The following is a 20327-nucleotide window of genomic DNA, read 5'->3' on the forward strand; positions in this document are numbered from 1 at the left end:
TGAAGTCTATGGCATTTCATTACCCGAACGGGAGGAAATACGTACCTGCAGAAAAAAGCACATTAGAAAAAAGAAAACGCAAGAATCCGTCATATGGTAAAAGAGGTATGACATTGGAGGACGATATAAACGACAGCAACCAATATTACTTAGATAAAGGGATCGCGGTCATACACAAGAAACCAACACCAGTACAGATTGTTCAAGTGGATTATCCTGCAAGAAGTGCTGCCGTCATTAAAGAAGCATACTTTAAACAGGCATCGACAACTGACTATAACGGCATTTACAAGGGTAAGTATATTGATTTCGAAGCAAAGGAAACTAAAAACACCACTTCATTTCCTTTTAATAACTTCCATTTGCATCAAATTGAACATATGAGGAACATCATTAAACAAAGGGGCATTTGCTTTGTCATTTTACGCTTTTCGACAACTGACGAGTTATTTTTACTAGAAGCTAAGGAATTACTTGCTTTTTGGGAACGCATGGAAAATGGCGGAAGGAAATCGATGACAAAGGATGAAGTGATAGAAAAAGGGCATCGCATAATACTTGGCTTTCAACCGAGAATTGATTATATTAAGATATTAGATAACATTTATCAGCTTGATAGCTCAACATAAGGTTTGAGATAGAAAGGAAGGACTTATATGTCAGAACAGTATAAATCTAGGGAGGAGCGCCGAAAACAACAACAGCAATCACCTAAACCGAAGAAGAAAAAATCAGGAAAAACGTTATTCAAGAAGATTTTTCTCACATTAATTGCACTCGGTATTGTTGGGATGATTGCAGGCGCAGCTACATTTGCCTTTATGGTTAAGGATGCTCCCGAGCTAGATCCAGCACTATTAAAGGACCCTATTCCGTCGGTACTTCTCGATATAAATGGTGAAAAAATTACGGAAGTCGGTGCTGGAAATTTAGATTATGTTGAATATGAAGATATACCTGACCTTGTTGAAAATGCTTTTCTGGCAACAGAAGATGTTCGCTTTTATGAACATAATGGCATGGATTTAATTCGATTAGGTGGAGCAGTTATCGCCAACGTAACAAAAGGTTTTGGTTCTGAGGGCGCTAGTACGATTACACAACAGGTCGTAAAGAACTCATTCTTAAATAATGAAAAAACAATTAGCCGTAAAGCACAAGAGGCTTGGCTTTCATTCCAATTGGAACGAAAATATACGAAGCAAGAAATCTTTGAAATGTATGTGAATAAAATTTACATGTCAGAAAATAGTCACGGTGTGTTAACAGCATCACGTTTATATTTTGGTAAAGATTTGGATGAACTGGAGTTACATGAAGCCGCATTACTTGCAGGGATGCCGCAAAGTCCAAACAACTATAACCCGTTTACTCATCCAGAAAATGCCGAAAAACGACGTAACATTGTTTTATCTTTAATGAACCAACATGGATTCATTTCCGAAGAGCAAAAGACTGAAGCACAATCCATTCCTGTCACTGAAGGGTTAGTTGCTGAAGGTGAAAGAGAAATAGAAGATGATACACCTTATGATTCATTTGTCGATGTTGTCATTGATGAAGTAACTGAAAAATATCCTGACCTCGATATCTTTTCCGATGGTTTAACAATTCATACAACAGCAGACAAAGATATCCAAAAATATGTTTCAAATATCTTAAATAGCGAAGATGTCATACAATATCCTGATGAAGAATTCCAAGCAGGGATTACTTTATTAGATTCAAGTACTGGTGAAGTTCGGGCGATTGGCGGCGGACGGAATCAAGAAGTAAAACGTGGCTTCAACTTTGCCACAGACCAAAAACGTCAAGCAGGTTCAACATTTAAACCGATCGCCGGATATGCACCTGCCATTGAATTTAATCAATGGGGCACTTATCATACACTTGTTGATGAGCCATATAAATACAGTGAAGGAACCGAAGTAAATAACTGGGATAACTCGTTTAAAGGGACGATGACGATGCGCCAAGCATTGGCAGAGTCACGGAATATACCTGCTGTTAAAGCTATTCAAGAAGTGGGCACTGAGCAATCAATGGAATTTGCTAATCGACTAGGCTTTAACTTTAAAGATGAATATTATGAGTCATCTGTACTTGGTACAAAGGCCGTTTCTCCAATGGAAATGGCAGGTGCTTATAGCGCATTTGCCAATGAAGGTTTCTATACAGATCCTCATACTGTCAAAGCCATTGAAATGCGTGATGGTACGAAAATTGACACCACACCTGAAAGTGAAGCGGTGATGAATGATTACACTGCCTTTATGATTACAGATATGCTGAAGACAGCTATCTCAAGCGGTACCGGTACAACAGCAAATATCCCGGGATTACCTGTAGCTGGAAAAACAGGGACAACAAATTATACAGCAGAAGAAAAACAAAAGTATGATATCCCTAACGGTGCAACACCAGATGCCTGGTTTGCTGGTTATACAACGAATTATACGGCGGCAATTTGGACCGGATATGAAAGTAGGAAGACTTACCTACCATCAAACGGTTACGATCAGAAGATTGCCCAAATGCTCTTTAAAAACATTATGCAATATGCTTCAGAAGGGAAAGAAACAGCTGATTTCAAAATGCCTAACTCTGTTGAAAAAGTGGCGATTGAAAAAGGTAGCAACCCTGCAAAACTAGCAAGCGAATATACACCAAGTGATCAAATTATTACAGAGTACGCTGTCAAAGGAAATGCACCAAAAACAGTCTCTGAAAAGTTCGATAAACTTGAAGCACCGAATGGTTTCAATGCCAAATATAATAAAGAAGCCAATACGATCGAACTCGTATGGAAACATAAAGACAAAGATAATACTCAGTTTGTGGTGACCGGCGCTATTAATGATGGCGGTGCCCAAGAGCTCACGACAACATCTGAAACATCACTTACAATTGAAAATCCTGAACCTGATAGCACATATACATTCACCGTCAAAGCGGTTCAAGATGGTAAGGAAAGTGATGCTGCCCAAACATCTGTTGACATACCGGCCAATGAAGAAGAGCCAGAAGAAGTCGAACCACCTGACGAAGAAACACCAGGTGATGAACAACAACCACCTGGAGACGAAGAAGGTGGCAATGAGTACGAGAATGGCAATGGTGACGGAAACAACAGCGAAAATGGCGATGGAAATGGAAATAACAATGGTGAAGGCAACGATAACAACAATGGTAATGGTAATGGTAATGAGAATGAGAATGGTAATGAAGATAATAGTGAAGAAGAAAATCAATCACCTGAAGAAGAACAACCACCATCACCACCAGATGAAAACCCTGAGGAATAATCGTTATGTTAAAGGCAGAGAAGCTATCTTCTCTGCCTTTTATCTTACCTGTGTGATTGTTTCAAAATATTCAAGAAGGCATTTGCTAAAGCTTCTGCATAATAAAAAACACTCTTCGCATTTTTATTGCTTCGAGTGTTTTTTTCTAACCCTATTCTTAGCATCTAATTTAATTACTTCATTCATGAGTTCTATTAATTGAATAAAAGCTAAATGAAGTGCAGGTTGCCCCATAATAAATTGTAATCGATCGGCAAAGTTGAATGGGAGATGTACCAAACCATCACCTATTTGTTGTTCATCCAGTGATACTGGTTTTTCATTTAACCAATACACATATTGAACTAAAAGGGCAACTCCCAAAACCATGAGTTGCTCTGCTTCCTGCTTATCTCTTTGTTGATGGGCTGATTTTAGCCTGATCTTTAATTGATCCCATTCTTTAAGAATCATTGCGATGAATCGCTCTGACTCTTCCCAGGGTTTTTCAGAAGCTATTTCTTGATACAACTGTCTTTCGTAATAAAATGGGACAAACTCCCCTACTTGATCCTGTATATTATTAAAAAAAGGATGATGTAATCTTTTTAACCGCTCATTCATATTATTTTACGCACCTAAACTTTTCATTCTCTTTTTACCTTCTCTACAAATATCAAGAACTGGACATTCTTGGCACTTTGGATTTTGTGCTTTGCAATGATAACGCCCAAAGAAAATTAAGCGATGGTGGGTCACAGACCACTCTTCTTCTGGTATTTTCTTCATAAGTGCTTTTTCGACCTCTAGAACTGAATCCTTCCATCTACAAAAGCCAAGACGTTTACTTACCCTCTCCACATGTGTATCAACAGCTATTGCAGGGACATTATAGGCCACTGATACAACCACATTCGCTGTCTTCCTTCCGACTCCTGGTAACTTTGTTAATTCATCGCGATCAGCAGGAACCACACCATCATAGTCATCTATTAACATGCGACATAGTTTTTGAATGTTTTTTGCCTTATTTCTATATAAACCAATCGAGCGGATATCCTGTTGTAATTCTTCAATGGATACATTTAAATAATCCTCTGGTGTTTTGTACTTTAAAAAAAGCTTGCTCGTCACTTTATTCACTAATACATCGGTACACTGCGCTGATAATGCCACCGCAATGACAAGTTCAAAAGGATTCTTATGAACGAGCTCGCAGTGAGCATCGGGAAACATTTCTCCCATTTTATCTAAACAATATCTAATGTCTTTCTTATTTAACATATATCATCACCATTCAAACTATTGTTCTAACCAATTATAAAAAGGTAGCGACTCATTTCTCTTATCACTATTCTCTACACTTTTCATTCTCTTCACTTGGTTTTGTCTAAATTTCTTCCCTTGATTTGTTGCTTGTTCTACTGTTTTTATACCATTCTTTTTCCACTCAAACAAGATGCGATCAATATAGCGGAAATTCAATTTACCAGATATCACCGCTTCTTTTAAGGCCGCCTTAATGATTTTCACCTCATGATGGTCATCATCTAACCAAAGGGCTAGAGTTTCACATTCAAAAGGAGAAAGTGGCCTGCCAAATTCACTTTCAAACACTGAATACAAATCAATTTCGTCTTGCTGATTTTCTTTTGCTTCTTTTCTTTTATCTGCAATTAAAAAAGCATCTGCTAATTTTTCCCAAAAACTATCTAAACAGTATTTTTCAAAGCGAATACCTTCTTCACTATAACCCTCATTTATAGTGATTAACCCTTTTTGTATTAAACGGCGAAGCATCCCCGCACAGTCCTCTGCTGAATAAGTCATTACTTCTGCAAGTTCAAAAGGTGTTGGGAAGTCATTTCCCTTGTCACTAATTGAAATCAAATGGAGGATAAGGACTACTTCTTCTTCTTTTAGGTTCATTGCTTTGTACTGCGTTAATAAAGCTCCAGGAATTGTAATGTCTTTTTCCTGTAACCATTTTAATAATATCTTCTTTGGCATCATACACACCTCCATACAAGTATATCATGAACCCTTTTAAGAAAAGTATAGAAATGTATTCAAATAAAAGGTGTAAAAAAGTGAAAAAGAGCCACAAAATGACTCTTTTTCGTTTGTTATTGTGAAAAGCTTACGGATATAAGCGGTTTAAAAGTCTTGGGAATGGAATCGACTCTCTCACATGCTCCACGCCACTAATCCAAGCAACTGTTCGCTCTAGACCTAATCCAAAACCAGAATGAGGAACTGAACCGTATTGTCTTAATTCTAAATACCATTTGTATGCATCCATATCTAATTCATGTTCTGCTAATCTTTGTTTCAATAGCTCGTAATCGTGGATACGCTCTGATCCGCCAATAATTTCACCATATCCTTCTGGCGCTATTAAATCCGCACAAAGGACAACATCTTCTCTTTCAGCATCTGGCTGCATGTAGAAAGGCTTGATTTTTGTTGGGTAATGTGTAATAAAAACGGGTTTATCATAGCTCTCGGCAATCGCTGTTTCGTGTGGCGCGCCAAAGTCTTCTCCCCATGTGATATCATCAAACCCTTTTTCTTGTAAAAATGTAATGGCTTCATCATATGAAATTCTTGGGAATGGTGCTTGAATTTTCTCCAATTTAGACACATCTCTGTCTAATGTCTTCAATTCAACTTGGCAGTTTTTCACAACAGCTTGGACAATATAGGAGACATATTCTTCTTGCACTTTCAAATTGTCTTCAAACTCATAAAAAGCCATTTCCGGTTCAATCATCCAAAATTCGATTAGATGGCGTCTCGTTTTTGACTTCTCAGCTCGGAATGTTGGCCCAAACGAGAACACTTTTCCTAAAGCCATCGCCGCAGCTTCCATATATAATTGACCGCTCTGAGATAAGTATGCATCTTCATCGAAGTACTTAGTAGCAAATAACTCAGATGTCCCTTCAGGTGCACTACCTGTTAGAATTGGTGGATCAACCTTTGAGAAACCATTTTCATTAAAGAATTCATATGTAGCACGAATGATTTCATTTCGAATTTTCATGACAGCATGTTGTTTTCGTGAGCGTAACCATAGGTGGCGGTGATCCATCAAAAACTCTGTTCCATGATTTTTCGGTGTAATTGGATAATCAGTAGATTCATGAATCACTTCTACACCTGTAACGAGTAATTCATATCCTAAAGGTGAACGATCTTCTTTTTGTACTTTCCCTATTACGTACACACTAGATTCTTGTGTAACCGATTTTGCTGCTTTAAATACTTCTTCAGATACATCTGCTTTTACGACCACACCTTGGATAAAGCCAGACCCATCACGTAGCTGTAGAAAGGCAATTTTCCCACTGGAGCGTTTATTAGCAATCCATGCACCAATTTTCACTTCTTGATCAACATATTTATACGTTTCAGCAATTGTCGTTTTAATCAATTTAATACCCCTTCCAAAAACATTTACCAATTAGATTCAAGTCGCCTTTATTATACCCTTCTCTGATTCTCGAGGCAACTTTTCATCATACATAACTCTTGCATGGGAAAAGGAAGTGAAGGGCTCCACTTCCTTTAACGATTACTGCAGTTTATGATTCACAAATTCATGTATTCGACGAACAGCGGCTTCTAATAGGTCCAGTGATGTTGCATAGGATAAACGAATATTTTTCGGAGATCCAAAACCAGAACCAGGAATAACAGCTACCTTCGCTTCTTCTAATAAACCTTTTACAAACGCATCAACATCTTCATAACCTGTAAGCTTTGCTGCTTCTTCTACGTTAGGGAATAGATAAAAAGCACCTTGTGGTTTAATACATGTGAAACCTGGAATAGCTACTAATTGTTGATAGATAATATTTAAACGTTCTTCAAACGCATTTTTCATTTCTTCTACAGGTTGCTGTGAACCATTATACGCCGCAATCGCGCCGTATTGAGAAGGAGTAGTTGGATTAGACGTACTATGACTTGCTAGGTTTGTCATTGCTTTTATAATGGCTGTATTTCCGGCAGCATAACCAATTCTCCAACCTGTCATTGAATGAGACTTTGAAACGCCATTAATGATAATCGTCTGCTCTTTCAATTCTGGACTGATTTGTGCGATCGAAATATGCTGATGTCCATCATAAGTCAACTTTTCATAGATTTCATCAGAAATAATTAAGATATTATGTTTCAAACAAAACTCACCAATCGCTTCTAGTTCCGGCTTGCTATATAGCATGCCTGTAGGGTTACTAGGTGAATTAATGATCACAGCTTTTGTGCGATCTGTTATAACGCTCTCTAACTGCTGAGGTGTGACCTTATATTCATTTTCTTCAAGACCATCAATAAATACTGGCTTTCCGCCTGCTAGTTTAACTTGCTCTGGATAACTTACCCAATACGGAGTTGGAATAATGACCTCATCACCTTTATTTAAGATGACTTGGAATAAAGTGTATAACGCATGCTTAGCACCACTTGTAACAATAATATCTGACGCTGGAATATCAATCCCTTGATCTTGTTTAAACTTGTTAGAAATGGCTTCTTTGAGTTTTGGTAGTCCTGCAGCTGCAGTATACTTCGTATATCCTTCATTCATTGATTGAACAGCTTCATCAATAATATGCTGGGGTGTATTAAAGTCTGGTTCACCCGCACCTAAACCAATAACATCAATTCCTTGTGCCTTCATTTCTTTTGCCTTAGCTGTAATTGCTAAAGTTGTAGATGGTGTCAGTGATTGCACTCTTTGTGCTAGTTCAAAGTTCATTATCCTAATCCTCCAGAATGTGTAATCTATCATTTTATATATGAACTGACCATGGAATAGTCAGCCGAACCACTTATTTAAAGATTTTCTAATATTTTTAATTCTTCGTTACCTGTCTCATAATCTATTACATAATAATTAAGAAGACCTTCGCCAGTTTTATAGGAAATCTCCCACAGAGGGATAGATTTTTCCATTCCAAGGTTGACAGAAATAATATCAGTGGGATTTTTTTTATTCATTACCTTTTCGATTGCTTCTTCTTTCGAAATCCCATCTTTTTTATTTTTTATGATTACTTCATCCTCAGAATCGGCTGAAACCCATACATACACCTCTTCATCTTCTTTTGTAATTCCATCAATAATGTAATACGTTTCATTACCATTATATAGAGTTACTCTTTTTACGGTCTGTAGATTCGCCTCATTTTCCGCTTTTTCTTTTGCCACTTTTTCCGCTTGATTTATCGGCTCCATCGCTTTTATATAAACTTTTGCCGAAAAACCGATAATGACAACCATAATGGCTAGTACGATGATTAGTATTTTTTTCATTCTTTTCACTACCTATGTACGATATATTGTAAAAACAGCTTTGCTATCATCATCCTTATCCAATGCTAAGCCGAACATTAAATCTTTTTCTTTTAGTGTTCTGTTTAAACTATCAACAATTTTGTATAAATCTGGACTATTTTGAATCGTTACTGTTGATAAGATCTCAATCTTGCTTTCCATCTGTATTTCCTCCTTGACAAGTAAGGCCCATTTTCTTTGTTACGTCTAATAGTATACCAGTAAAAGTGGTTTGCATAAATATTAGACGATTAGTTTTTAAAAATTATAACCATTGTTCAATGATATGAATCGTTTCATTCAAATCACACTCTTTTGCTTCTACAGACGGTATCGATTGTAGAAAAGCTTTTCCATAACTTGCGGTTTTAATTCTTCTATCAAATACAATCACAACACCCCTGTCAGTACTCGAACGAATTAAGCGGCCGAACCCTTGTTTAAAACGAATCACAGCTTCCGGTATGGCGAGCTCTTTAAAAGGATTTCCCCCATCTCTTTTCATCTTTGCGGCTTTCGCACTAGCTACAGGGTCATCTGGCGGTGCAAATGGTAGGCGAACGATAATCAAGCACGATAAGTCTTCTCCAGGAATATCTACACCTTCCCAAAAACTACTTGCGCCTAATAATATTGCTTTATCAAACTTTTGGAAATTTCTTGTCAATCGCGAACGACTACCTCCTGAGATTCCTTGAGCAAAGATCGCATAATCACTAAGAAAGTCCGATTCCTTTATGAGTTGATATGTTTCTTTAAGCATTTCAAATGAAGTGAATAAAATGAGCATACGTCCCTTGGTTACTTCAGCAATGGAAATAATTTGCTCTGCGATACTGGCAATATACTCTTCCATTTTCACCGTTTTTATATCTGGTAAGTCTTTCGGTATAATCATTTTCACTTGTCTTTCATATTGAAATGGTGAAGGGATTTGCTGACTAGTACAAGGTAAACCTTCTAGGCCCAATTCTTTCTCCATATATTGAAACGACTGATTTACGGTCATTGTAGCAGAGGCTAAAACAACGCTTTTTTTCTTGGTAAAAAAGGACTGACTTAGTCGTTCAGAGACATCTAATGGTTCCGCATAAATAGAAGTGACATTCTGAATTGCACGTAAATCAACTTCTACCCAAGATGCTAAGGGGAAATTTTGGCTGTTTTTAAAAAAGAAGTGCAACGAATTGACATAACCTTCTAATTCCCTTACAGCAGATGAGACATCCTCTAATAAAGGCTGCGACTTCTCCGCAATAGGAGATGGTCCATTCTGAATAGCATGTAACCTTGCTGTCAACATTTGTATAACCTCTTTTAGAATAGAAGAAAACCTCTCCACTTGGATGTCAATTTGACGCCCATATTTAGCGATTAGGTTTTGGACATTCATTTTCACTCGCACTAATTTACTCTTCTTAGGACTAGATTTTTGCACAAGCTTCGAAATTAAGTAAAAGAACTCATCCATTTCTCTATGTAAGCTCTCCATCATTTCATTGACCTCAAATGAATGAATAACCTCATTTGAAACACCGACTTCTTCTAGCAATTGCTCAAGCTGAAAGATCCACTCTTTTTGTTCGAATAATCCTAATTTATTAATTGTGAGCCGAACAGTCATAAAATCTAGCATGCGTCCAAAATAAGGAGATGCAGCTTTTACAAAATGATGAGCCTCATCAATAATTGCATATTGATATGATGGCAATATATCATAATCACTGATTGTATCAGAAAGTAACATACTGTGATTCGTAATAATCAATTGTGCTGACTCAGCTTGCTTCTTTGCACGATTATAAAAGTCTTTTTCTCTAAAGTCCTTGTCGTTAATAAATAACATGCGGTTATTTTTAATTTGATTCCAATACAATTGACCGCCACTAGATAAATTAAGTTCGTCGACATCGCCTGTTGTTGTTTCTGTTAACCATACTAAAATTTGCATCTTCGTTAAGCATGTATCATAGTTATCATCATGACTTCTAAGTGTATGAATAAACTTTGCTAAACTAATATAATGATTTCTTCCCTTTAGAATACTTGCCTTGATGGGCATTGGTATCATTTGCGTTAGTAAGGGTAAGTCCTTCTGAAGCAATTGATCTTGAAGTTGAGTTGTGAAGGTACTAATCACGATTCTTTCGTTTTCCTGCAAAGAAAAAATAATCGAAGGAAGTAAATAAGCCAATGATTTACCTACACCAGTTCCTGCTTCAATAAGTGAATGTTGTTCGGAAATAAATGCCTTATAAACGGCATCCATCATCTGATATTGTCCCTCTCGTGATTCAAAAGGTTTGAACACTTTTTGCAAATAAGCTTCTTTTTCTTCTTTTGTATAAGGATACAAGATACCAGATTTGTTTAATTTCCCTACTTGCTTGTTTTGACTTTTACGAAGAGCGATCCCATGATTAATTTCTAAATTGCTAGGAAGGGATTGATGGCTCTCCTCTTTCCATTGAATCCAATCATCTAAATATAAATCTAAGTCACTTTTTAAGCCAAAGGAAATCTCTTTTAATTGTTTCAAAGTAAGCAATGGTAAGCTTTTCATTTTCTGTTCTAATATTAAAAGTAATTCTGCTGTTACATAAGCATCGCTATCCGCTTGATGTGGTCTCTCATGAGAGAGCCCTAAGTTTAGCGATAAATCAGATAGCTTATAGCTATCCTCACTTGGTAAAAAAATCCTTGCCAGTTCAACTGTATCTATAATTGGGCCATAAAAACCTGCTAAACCAGCCATTTTAAACTCTTCCTGTAAAAACGATAAATCAAAAAGGACATTATGTGCAACGAAGTAGGCACCTTCAAGCATTTGCTCCACTTTCTTGGCAATCTCTGAAAATTTAGGTGCAGAGGCCACCATTTCGTCTGTTAGTCCGGTTAGTTCTTCTATAAATGGAGGGATACTGTGACTTGGTTGTACAAGTGAAGCGTACTGTTCAGTTATCTGTCCATTTTCAATCACTACTGCTGCTAATTGTATAATTTGATCACCCTTTTTAGGTGAATTTCCTGTTGTTTCTAAATCTACGACAACATATTTATTACTCATGGTTACACCTCGAACATTCTGTCACACAAAACGTTATCATAAAAAGGATAAAAGAGAAAGTTATCTTTCTTTATTTCGCAAATGAGGGTTTTAATCATCAAAAAAATACCTTTGTTTATAGTAAATAAATATAATAAATTTGCATAACCTTATCAATTTACACCCTACCAAATGAGCATTTACTCCTCTTCTGAATACTTTTGCAAATTGTACATTTTATCTTCTTATTCACTCACATTTTTTAAGAATATCTCACTAATCTCTTCCCAGTTATCAAGAAATGATTCCCTGTTCAGTTGATCCAGTTCAAGATAAAGATTACGTGCTTCTTTATCGACTTGTAAATAGTATGCCCGATAGTTTTCATCTAAGCGTAAGAAAACATCGGTATCTATCTTGTTTTCCTCATTTAAATAATTGATAGCCAATTGTAGATTTTTACGCTCTCTATTCATCTTTTCCTGCTCTTTTTGATGCCAGTCATTTAATTGTTTTTGCACCGTTTTATTAAGATTATTAATGGCATCATTGCTATTTCTATGCCATTCTGACCATACTTCAGCCATTTCCGTGGTTCGTTTAAATTCTGCCTTTAGATCCTCTTGATTTTGGACATTAATAAACTGTCCATTTGCAGCCCTTGCCATTTCTTTCAATTGCGTTAAACCATCGTTATTAACTTGATAGCCAATGATTTGAACGACTGGACTTAAGTTAGAATCACTCAGTTTTTCCATTGCCTGTACAGGATTTCCTCCACAAGTTTCGATTCCATCACTCACAAGATAAATAATATTCGTATTCTCTGAACCATCATGTGATTCTAAATTAACCATTGCTTGTTCAACTGCTTTTGTCATTGGTGTCCATCCAGCTGGATTAAATTTACCTAGGGCATTTGTAAACTCTTTACTATCATAGGCTGAAAGAGAATACACTTGTTCTACGGTACTGCATGAAACCTCTTTATCTGCTTCATCTCCTGTTCCTTTATGTCCATATACAGTTAATGAAACTTTCGCTTTTTCTGGCAAACTATCAACAAATTGATTAATCGCTTCTTTTGCAAGTCCCATTCTTGTTTTTCCATTTTCTAGAGCACCCATACTACCACTAGCATCAAGTAATATAGCTACATTATAATTTTTCTTTAATTGGCTTTCCTCTTCAGTAACGGTTGGATCTGCAAATTTCATTGCTTGCCATTGATTAATCGGTACATTTGGCATACTTAAATTCTCTTTAAATAGGGAAAAGATTTCACGTTCATAGGCATCAATCTCTTCTTCTGTAGCCTCCATCGTAATAGAGGGTAGCTGATCAAGTGCCGACTTTACTTCATTGGAAAATTCCTTCATCGCCCATTCCCCTGTGTAACCATAGTCAACTGATTCCTTAAACGATTGGGGAATAGGTAACAAAGTTTGAGAAACTGGATTTTCTTCATCTTTTATATCATTTGCTTTATCTGCTACAGCCTCAATTGATTTATCCTCATCTATAACTTCTTCTTTTTTTGTCTCTTCGTTACTACATGCAACAATGATAAATATCGACAACACTGCTAATGCAAATAAAAACGCGGTTTTTTTCACCTTGATCGTCTCCTTCAATGGTTTATTTCTCTTTATCCCTTCATACTCATACGAATTATTTTACCATTATTAACTAAAACTGTTGTCATTTTGTACAAAAAGAAACTATGAAAATAACAAGTCTGCAATGACCCCTTTCGGCTAATAATAAATTAGTAACCATTTGTGTCGATAAACACAATAAAATAAAAAGCACAAACAAATCCTTTTTAAAACAGAATTTGTTCGTGCTTATTCAATCAAGCATTTTTCTCAAACAGTTCAGGCATTTTCACAAAATCGTACTAGCTGGTTCCTGGTGAAGCATATCAATTATTTGATTATCTGCTCCCATAATCGCTACTTTTGGTTGATGACCTTTGAGTTTTTCCTCCGCTACTTGAGCATATGAAATGATAATCACAATATCCCCTTGTTGCACGAGACGTGCGGCAGCGCCGTTAACACAAATAACACCACTCCCTCTTTCACCAGGGATAATATACGTTTCGAATCTTGCTCCATTATTATTATTAACGATTTGTACCTTCTCATTTGGTAACATATCAACAGCATCTAAAATATCACTATCAATCGTAATACTGCCGACGTAGTTTAGGTTCGCTTCTGTTACTGTTGCTCTATGAATTTTGCCATTCATCATTGTTCTGTACATATTAAACCCTCCTCTATGACCTCATGCTGTAATGATGATATTATCGATTAAGCGGGCATTGGAAAATTTCACGGCCAACGCAATAATGATTACACCGTTAACTTCATTGCTTGGTTGTAATTCTGGATAAGAAAGAATTTCAATATAATCGACTTCACCACTTGTCTTCTCATGGAGCATTGTTTTCATCACTTCAATTATACGAGCTGTATTTCTTTCTCCTTCTGTGATGATTGCTTCCGCTGCCTGTAAACTCTCAAAAAGCACAGCCGCCTCTTTGCGTTCTATTTCTGTTAAAAATACATTTCTTGAGCTCTTTGCCAAGCCATCACTTTCTCTCACCGTATCCACCGCAATGAGTTCAATCGGAAAATTTAAATTTTTTACAAGCAAATCTATTACTGCAAGTTGTTGTGCGTCTTTTTTACCGAAGTAAGCTCTTTCCGGCTGAATAATATTAAATAATTTAGAAACAACCACCACAACACCGTCAAAATGTCCAGGTCTAGAAGCACCACAAAGTCTTTCTGTTCTTTCTTCAACATGCATTGTTATCGCTTGCTTCTGCGGATACATTTCTTCTGCTGTTGGATGAAACAGGTAATCTACCTTCACTTCTGCTGCTAATTGCATATCTCTGTCTAAATTCCTCGGATAAGTGGCCAAATCTTCATTTTCTCCGAACTGTAGCGGATTTACAAAAACACTCATGACGACTATATCATTCTGTAAACGTGCTTTTTTAGCTAGTGTTAAGTGGCCTTCATGCAAATAACCCATAGTCGGGATAAGCCCAATTGATTTCCCTTCTCTTTGGAAGTCTTTGATGATTTTCTGCATTTCTTTGATGCTTGTCACTTTTTTCATTTCTTTCCTCCGTAGAGACTTAAAAGTTCTTCTTCTTTCATATTAAAAGAATGGCTATCCTCTGGAAATTGTCCACTCTTAACCTCTTTTACATACGCAGAAATGGCTTCTTCCATCATTTCTCCACTATTTAAATAGCGCTTAACAAACTTTGGTACCCGCTCCACGCCATATGTGAGAATGTCGTGGTACACAAGTACTTGCCCATCTGTATGCACACCCGCACCAATCCCAATTGTCGGGATATTTAAGATTAATGATACTTCTTTAGATAGCTGTTGCGGCACACATTCAAGAACAAGAGCAAAAGCCCCCGCCTGTTCACATTTTCTTGCATCATTGATTAGTTTTTGGGCTGCTTTTGCATCTTTACCCTGTACTTTATAACCACCTAACACACCAACTGATTGTGGTGTTAAACCTAAATGTGCGACAACTGGTATACCTGCATTTGTCATTGCAGCAATTTTATCTATTACTTCATCTCCACCCTCAACCTTAACTGCATGAGCACCAGTTTCTTGAATCAGGGTTTTCGCATTTATGAGCGCATCTTCCATGGAAATATGGTAGCTCATAAACGGCATATCTACCACGATAAAAGTGTCTTTTGCCCCGCGCTTCACAGCTTTAGCGTGGTGAATCATATCATTCATTGTGACCGGAATCGTTGAATCATAACCTAATACAACCATTCCTAGTGAGTCGCCGACAAGAATCATATCGACATTAGCTTGCTCTGATAATTTAGCCTGTGGAAAATCGTATGCCGTGAGCATGGCTATTTTCTCACCTTTACTTTTCATTTTCAAAAAATCAGTCGTTTGTTTCATCCTACTTCCTCCTTTTTTAATAGGAAGAGGTGATGATCTACTGATAATGAGAAAGACATAAAAATAACCTTCTACAAAAAAAGTGCAGAAGGATAGTGTATGTTCTCATTATTAAACTCATCCCTCTGTCCTGGTCCTAAATGGATCTAGGCAGATTTCGCGTATAAATGATGGTCAAACAGGTGCAGTTCTTACCGATACTGCCCACACAAAGTATATCAATAATTGTGTTAACTTTCTATAAAAAATATCTATTATTCTAAATCAATATCTGCAGAATAAATTTGATGTCGCACACCAGCCTCATCTTCTAAAAGCAATATGCCTTCATCTGTAATTCCTATCGCTTTACCCGCTATGGTACCAGATAGTGTACGCGCTTTTATATTTTTTCCTATACTAATGGCATAACTTTCCCATAAAATTCTTATCGGTTGAAAACCATTCTGTAAATAAAGTTGATAAAGTTTTTCGAGGTTGAATAAAAGTGTTTGAATAATTTGTGCGCGCGAAATTTCTTCTTTCTTTTCAATTGCAAGGGAGGTGGCGATAGGTTGAATCTCCTCGGGGTAGTCTTCTAATTTCTGATTCACATTAATACCAATTCCCATAATTATAGAAACGATTCGATCTGCATCTGCTTGCATCTCTGTTAATATCCCTGTTACTTTTTTACCATTAATCAACACATCATTAGGCCATTTAATTTCAGCTGTTAAACCGGTCACTTCCTCGATTGCCTGAACAACTGCAACAGCCGCAATAAGTGTTAATTGGGGTGCACGATGAGGGGGAAGCTGTGGCCTAAGAATGACGCTCATCCAAACACCCGTATATTTAGGGGATATCCATTTTCGGTCCATTCTCCCTCTACCGCTAATTTGCTCTTCTGCTACTACAATCGTACCTTCACATGCACCATCTGTTGCTAATTGATGGGCTACTTTTTGTGTGGAGTCCACTGATTCCTCATAATGGATATGACTACCAAGTACATTTGTTTTCAAACCATAACGTATTTCATCAGCAATCACTTTTTTGGGTGTAGCAATGATGCGATATCCTTTTCTTCTCACCGCTTCAAATTCAAACCCTTCTTTCCGAAGATTCTCTATATGCTTCCACACTGCTGTGCGTGAACAACCGAGTAAATCTGCAATAGCTTGCCCGGACAAATAATCATCTTGGTGAGTCGTGAAGGCATTTAATAACTTCTTCCTTATTTCTGATTCCATTGAAACAGCCACTCCCTGATATCTTCTTTATTATTTTGTAATTCTCCAAGTATAATTGCTTCCTCAACTTTTGCTAATAATTCCTTTAGCCAAGGGCCAGCTGATTGTTGACTCCAAGTGATAATATCATTGCCATTGACTGCTAATTGTTTTCTTGAAGTAATCGACAATTTGCTATACATTTCAACTAAATGATCAGGATATTCTACTCTTTCATGATTGTATACTTGATGAAGTTTTTCAGCACTCACTGCTACTGATAAACCACTGTGGTAAATTGTAGTAGCTTGAAAAGGTGTTGAAAGTCTTTTTTGGAACCACTGATATAGATTGAGTATTTCTTTCATGTCTTTACTTGACATCTTCCATTCTTTTAATCCTAACTTTGCTTCATGCTCATTTAATTGAAAAACCTTTAAGAGCAGAACCCATATTTCAAGCAAGGATAATGATTGAAGAGGATAAGTGACGAGCTGATCAAGTCCCTTCTCCTTTTGCGAAAGCATTGGTAAATAGTGATGCAAGTTTGAGTCTTGCAGAAGCGTCAAGGCATCTACTCGATAGTCTCCTTGTAATAATTTATTAAATTCAACAAGCTTCCTTTCAACTGCCACATGTTGCAGTAGATGGGCTTTCTTTTTTAATGCATCATATGTTCCTTCTTCGAGCAGGAAACCTAATTGACTTTTAAAGCGAAGCGCTCGCATCATTCTTAAGGCATCCTCATTAAAGCGTTCTTCACTTGAACCAACGGTCTTTATTTCTCTATTTTGAATTGATTCCCTTCCAGCGAAGGGGTCAATTAATTCACCATTTTTATCCATAGCAATGCTATTCATAGTAAAGTCTCTTCTCTGTAAATCTTCCTTTAAATGACGGATAAAACGGACTTCATCTGGTCTTCTAAAGTCACTATACGTTGACTCTGCCCTATATGTTGTTACTTCATATGCTTCACCTTTTAGGAGAATAAGTATGGTACCATGCTCAATACCTACATCAACCGTTTTAGAAAAAATCGCTTTCATTTCAATCGGTGTAGCAGATGTAGCGATATCTACATCTGCTATTTCACGACCAATTAGAAGATCCCTCACTGCACCACCGACAAAATAAGCTTCATAACCTGCTTCCTCAAGCTTTTCAACAATCGGAATAGCTCTTTGAAAAATTGGTTTCATCATTTCGCCTCACTTAATAGATCAAAATAAAGCTGCTCGTATTGTGAAACAATCTTATCGGCATGGAAACTTGTCAGTACAGATTCTTTTGCTTGTAATGATAATTTTGTATGTAATTTTTCATCTTGTAAAATATCTAATGCGACTGCTGCAATACTTTCTATATCACCCAGTTCACAAATATAGCCATTCACACCATCTTGGATAACTTCCGGAATCCCTCCAACATTTGTCCCTATACATGGTACATTGCATGCCATTGCCTCAAGTGCGACTAAACCAAAGCTTTCCTTTTCGGACAATAAAAGCATCAAGTCACTAATGGAATAAAGTTCCGCTAAGTTGTCTTGTTTGCCAAGAAAAATGACTTGGTGTTTTAAGGATAATTGGTCTACTAATTTTGAAATATCACTCATCTGTGGACCATCACCTACAAGTAGGAGCTTAGCTTTTATATGTTCGGCAATTTTAGCAAACGAACGCACGACATCATCTACCCTTTTTACACCACGAAAGTTAGACACATGAATAATAACCTTCTCGTCTTCAGCTATTTGAAATTCTTCTTTCAAGTAATCTACATCTTTTTTTACATATTCACGCTCATCAATAAAATTGTATACGGGAACAATTTTTTTCTGTGGATTGATTAAGTCGTAAGTTTGTGCAATTAATGCATTGGAAACAGCAGTAACACGATCCGATTGTTCAATTCCAAACTTTATTGCATCAGTTAATGATGAGTCATAACCAAGAACCGTAATATCTGTTCCATGCAAAGTTGTAACGATTTTAACATCCCGCCCGCTCATTTGCTTCCCTAATATGGCACAGATCGCATGTGGCACCGCATAATGTACATGAAGTAAGTCAAGATTTTCTCTTTTAATGACTTCTGCCATCTTGCTTGCTAACGCGATGTCATAAGGCGCATATTGAAAAACGGAGTATTGATTAACCTCTACTTGATGGTAAAAAATATTATGATATATCTTATTTAAACGAAAAGGAATGCTTGAAGAAATAAAGTGTATTTCATGTCCTCTTTCTGCCAGCATTTTTCCGAGTTCTGTGGCAATTACCCCTGATCCACCAACAGTCGGATAGCAAGTAATCCCTATTTTAAGTTTTCTATTCATTCTTACACTCCAAATAAATCGTTTTCGATCATCAAAGGTTTTTTCACCATAAAACCTTCTGCATATTTAACACCAACTTGCTGTCCAAATAGGCGTTCTCTAGCTTCAACCATTTCCACATAGCCATTTGTTAACGGAGTATCGACAGCTCCCTCCGTTTTCGTGAATTGACTTTGGTAAGCGTTTAAACTGGCGATCTTTTTGTCTATTGTTGATGTAATATCTATCATAAAATCAGGTTGGTGAAATCCATTAATCATATAATAGTAAAAGCTTTTCACTTTATGATCCGTTTGATACTCATTCGTTTGATATTTACGAATACCTGCAGAAAAGACTGCTTCCTCGACAATTTTCGTTGCATTCGCATGATCTGGGTGCCTATCTATTTCATATGGTGCAAAGACAATTGTCGGCTGATACTTCCTAATTATTTCTACTACCTGTTTGATACGCTCACTTGTTAAAAATAACTGTCTATCACCTAAATGAAGTCCTTCTCTTACAGACACATTTAATATTCGCCCTGCTGCAATTGCTTCTGTTTTCCTCAGAGTAGGATTACCGTTAGAAGACAACTCGGCTTCTGTTAAATCGCAAATCCCTACTTTATAACCTTTTTCCACATACTTCGCTATTGTTCCTGACATGCCGATTTCTACATCATCGGCATGCGCTCCGAAAGCAAGGATATCAAGCTTTATTTCGTTCATTTCTATTCACTCTCTTTTATAATTTCTCTCCAGGAAAAATCTCCTCGTTCAAGTCCTTTTATTAAGACTTCCGCTGTGCCCATATTTGTCGCTAAGGGTACAGCGTAAACATCACATAATCGGATTAACGCCGTAATATCTGGTTCATGTGGTTGTGCGGTGAGCGGGTCTCGAAAAAACAAGACGAGATCCATTTTATTTTGCGCAATCATACTTCCAATTTGCTGATCCCCACCCAGTGGTCCAGATTGAAAACGATGCACAGTTAGATTAGCTTCCTGCTGTAACCTTAAACCCGTCGTACCAGTTGCAAATAATTGGTGCTGTGAAAGAATAACTTGATACGCTTTAGAAAAATTCACAATATCATTCTTCTTTTTATCATGAGCAATTAATGCAATGTTCATCGGCA

General features: G+C 36.9%; 19 protein-coding genes. 2 read left to right on the top strand and 17 right to left on the bottom strand.

All coding sequences use genetic code 11. The features are described from left to right. Nucleotides 1-8 precede the first annotated feature (8 nt). Together recU and LG276_RS14810 are read left to right on the top strand one after the other, a co-directional pair. The gene (gene recU / locus LG276_RS14805) at nt 9-629 is read left to right on the top strand and encodes a Holliday junction resolvase RecU (protein WP_251161908.1); all 621 of its coding nucleotides are present in this window, start codon (nt 9-11) and stop codon (nt 627-629) included. A 27-nt stretch (nt 630-656) separates the two neighbouring features. After that, complete coding sequence (locus LG276_RS14810; protein ID WP_404292254.1) at nt 657-3305, top strand: transglycosylase domain-containing protein; 2649 nt, start codon at nt 657-659, stop codon at nt 3303-3305. Nucleotides 3306-3428: 123 nt separating this feature from the next. Here LG276_RS14810 and LG276_RS14815 read toward each other — a convergent pair whose 3' ends face one another. The 17 genes from LG276_RS14815 to mgsA form a co-directional block, all read right to left on the bottom strand. After that, nucleotides 3429-3908 carry a YpoC family protein gene (locus LG276_RS14815; RefSeq protein WP_251161910.1) on the bottom strand — a complete coding sequence of 160 codons (480 nt, stop codon included), beginning with the start codon at nt 3906-3908 and terminating at the stop codon, nt 3429-3431. 6 nt (nt 3909-3914) lie between these two features. After that, a complete protein-coding gene (gene nth, locus LG276_RS14820; protein ID WP_224937456.1) occupies nt 3915-4568 on the bottom strand; it encodes an endonuclease III in 654 nt (217 codons plus the stop codon). A gap of 18 nt (nt 4569-4586) precedes the next feature. Then, nucleotides 4587-5294: a DnaD domain-containing protein gene (locus LG276_RS14825; RefSeq protein WP_224937455.1), complete on the bottom strand. Its 708-nt coding sequence runs from the start codon at nt 5292-5294 to the stop codon at nt 4587-4589. 130 nt (nt 5295-5424) lie between these two features. Then, nucleotides 5425-6717 carry an asparagine--tRNA ligase gene (gene asnS, locus LG276_RS14830; protein ID WP_224937644.1) on the bottom strand — a complete coding sequence of 431 codons (1293 nt, stop codon included), beginning with the start codon at nt 6715-6717 and terminating at the stop codon, nt 5425-5427. A gap of 144 nt (nt 6718-6861) precedes the next feature. Further along, nucleotides 6862-8052 (bottom strand): pyridoxal phosphate-dependent aminotransferase, encoded by a 1191-nt coding sequence (locus LG276_RS14835; RefSeq protein ID WP_251161911.1) that lies wholly within the window; start codon nt 8050-8052, stop codon nt 6862-6864. 77 nt (nt 8053-8129) lie between these two features. Then, nucleotides 8130-8609 (bottom strand): DUF5590 domain-containing protein, encoded by a 480-nt coding sequence (locus LG276_RS14840; RefSeq protein WP_251161912.1) that lies wholly within the window; start codon nt 8607-8609, stop codon nt 8130-8132. A gap of 12 nt (nt 8610-8621) precedes the next feature. Further along, nucleotides 8622-8792, bottom strand: coding sequence for a YpmA family protein (locus LG276_RS14845; RefSeq protein WP_191810924.1), 171 nt, complete (start codon nt 8790-8792; stop codon nt 8622-8624). A 103-nt stretch (nt 8793-8895) separates the two neighbouring features. Next, nucleotides 8896-11697: an ATP-dependent DNA helicase DinG gene (gene dinG / locus LG276_RS14850; protein WP_251161913.1), complete on the bottom strand. Its 2802-nt coding sequence runs from the start codon at nt 11695-11697 to the stop codon at nt 8896-8898. A 224-nt stretch (nt 11698-11921) separates the two neighbouring features. Next, on the bottom strand, nt 11922-13292 hold the full coding sequence (locus LG276_RS14855) for a VWA domain-containing protein (RefSeq protein ID WP_281202325.1): 1371 nt from the start codon (nt 13290-13292) through the stop codon (nt 11922-11924). 271 nt (nt 13293-13563) lie between these two features. Further along, nucleotides 13564-13947 (bottom strand): aspartate 1-decarboxylase, encoded by a 384-nt coding sequence (panD, locus tag LG276_RS14860; RefSeq protein WP_095372786.1) that lies wholly within the window; start codon nt 13945-13947, stop codon nt 13564-13566. A 21-nt stretch (nt 13948-13968) separates the two neighbouring features. Continuing rightward, a complete protein-coding gene (gene panC / locus LG276_RS14865) occupies nt 13969-14814 on the bottom strand; it encodes a pantoate--beta-alanine ligase (protein ID WP_289434057.1) in 846 nt (281 codons plus the stop codon). Then, nucleotides 14811-15647 (bottom strand): 3-methyl-2-oxobutanoate hydroxymethyltransferase, encoded by an 837-nt coding sequence (gene panB, locus LG276_RS14870; protein ID WP_404292256.1) that lies wholly within the window; start codon nt 15645-15647, stop codon nt 14811-14813. The genes panC and panB overlap by 4 nt, the downstream gene beginning before the upstream one ends. 254 nt (nt 15648-15901) lie before the next feature. Continuing rightward, a complete protein-coding gene (locus LG276_RS14875) occupies nt 15902-16882 on the bottom strand; it encodes a biotin--[acetyl-CoA-carboxylase] ligase (RefSeq protein ID WP_289434059.1) in 981 nt (326 codons plus the stop codon). Next, entirely contained in the window at nt 16867-18063 is a 1197-nt protein-coding gene (locus tag LG276_RS14880) for a CCA tRNA nucleotidyltransferase (protein ID WP_289434060.1), read from the bottom strand. Before LG276_RS14880 ends, LG276_RS14875 begins: the two co-directional genes overlap by 16 nt. Further along, nucleotides 18063-19202, bottom strand: a complete 1140-nt coding sequence (bshA, locus tag LG276_RS14885; RefSeq protein WP_224937446.1) for an N-acetyl-alpha-D-glucosaminyl L-malate synthase BshA — start codon at nt 19200-19202, stop codon at nt 18063-18065. The genes LG276_RS14880 and bshA overlap by 1 nt, the downstream gene beginning before the upstream one ends. A gap of 2 nt (nt 19203-19204) precedes the next feature. Next, nucleotides 19205-19915: a bacillithiol biosynthesis deacetylase BshB1 gene (gene bshB1 / locus LG276_RS14890; protein WP_404292258.1), complete on the bottom strand. Its 711-nt coding sequence runs from the start codon at nt 19913-19915 to the stop codon at nt 19205-19207. Between the two features lie 2 nt (nt 19916-19917). Continuing rightward, nucleotides 19918-20322, bottom strand: a complete 405-nt coding sequence (gene mgsA, locus LG276_RS14895) for a methylglyoxal synthase (protein ID WP_224937444.1) — start codon at nt 20320-20322, stop codon at nt 19918-19920. Nucleotides 20323-20327 lie beyond the last annotated feature (5 nt).

The sequence above is a fragment of the Cytobacillus kochii genome (assembly GCF_044790165.1).
GTDB lineage: Bacteria > Bacillota > Bacilli > Bacillales > Cytobacillaceae > Cytobacillus > Cytobacillus kochii.

What these genes read in the sequence shown, in the direction of transcription:
- bshB1 (WP_404292258.1), bottom strand. Translation starts at nt 19,915, where the DNA reads ATGAACGAAATAAAGCTTGATATCCTTGCTTTCGGAGCGCATGCCGAT.
- panB (WP_404292256.1), bottom strand. Translation starts at nt 15,647, where the DNA reads ATGAAACAAACGACTGATTTTTTGAAAATGAAAAGTAAAGGTGAGAAA.
- recU (WP_251161908.1), top strand. Translation starts at nt 9, where the DNA reads ATGGCATTTCATTACCCGAACGGGAGGAAATACGTACCTGCAGAAAAA.
- LG276_RS14810 (WP_404292254.1), top strand. Translation starts at nt 657, where the DNA reads ATGTCAGAACAGTATAAATCTAGGGAGGAGCGCCGAAAACAACAACAG.
- LG276_RS14875 (WP_289434059.1), bottom strand. Translation starts at nt 16,882, where the DNA reads ATGGAATCAGAAATAAGGAAGAAGTTATTAAATGCCTTCACGACTCAC.
- mgsA (WP_224937444.1), bottom strand. Translation starts at nt 20,322, where the DNA reads ATGAACATTGCATTAATTGCTCATGATAAAAAGAAGAATGATATTGTG.
- bshA (WP_224937446.1), bottom strand. Translation starts at nt 19,202, where the DNA reads ATGAATAGAAAACTTAAAATAGGGATTACTTGCTATCCGACTGTTGGT.
- panD (WP_095372786.1), bottom strand. Translation starts at nt 13,947, where the DNA reads ATGTACAGAACAATGATGAATGGCAAAATTCATAGAGCAACAGTAACA.
- LG276_RS14840 (WP_251161912.1), bottom strand. Translation starts at nt 8,609, where the DNA reads ATGAAAAAAATACTAATCATCGTACTAGCCATTATGGTTGTCATTATC.
- LG276_RS14835 (WP_251161911.1), bottom strand. Translation starts at nt 8,052, where the DNA reads ATGAACTTTGAACTAGCACAAAGAGTGCAATCACTGACACCATCTACA.
- panC (WP_289434057.1), bottom strand. Translation starts at nt 14,814, where the DNA reads ATGAAAAAAGTGACAAGCATCAAAGAAATGCAGAAAATCATCAAAGAC.
- LG276_RS14825 (WP_224937455.1), bottom strand. Translation starts at nt 5,294, where the DNA reads ATGCCAAAGAAGATATTATTAAAATGGTTACAGGAAAAAGACATTACA.
- LG276_RS14880 (WP_289434060.1), bottom strand. Translation starts at nt 18,063, where the DNA reads ATGAAACCAATTTTTCAAAGAGCTATTCCGATTGTTGAAAAGCTTGAG.
- nth (WP_224937456.1), bottom strand. Translation starts at nt 4,568, where the DNA reads ATGTTAAATAAGAAAGACATTAGATATTGTTTAGATAAAATGGGAGAA.
- LG276_RS14815 (WP_251161910.1), bottom strand. Translation starts at nt 3,908, where the DNA reads ATGAATGAGCGGTTAAAAAGATTACATCATCCTTTTTTTAATAATATA.
- dinG (WP_251161913.1), bottom strand. Translation starts at nt 11,697, where the DNA reads ATGAGTAATAAATATGTTGTCGTAGATTTAGAAACAACAGGAAATTCA.
- LG276_RS14845 (WP_191810924.1), bottom strand. Translation starts at nt 8,792, where the DNA reads ATGGAAAGCAAGATTGAGATCTTATCAACAGTAACGATTCAAAATAGT.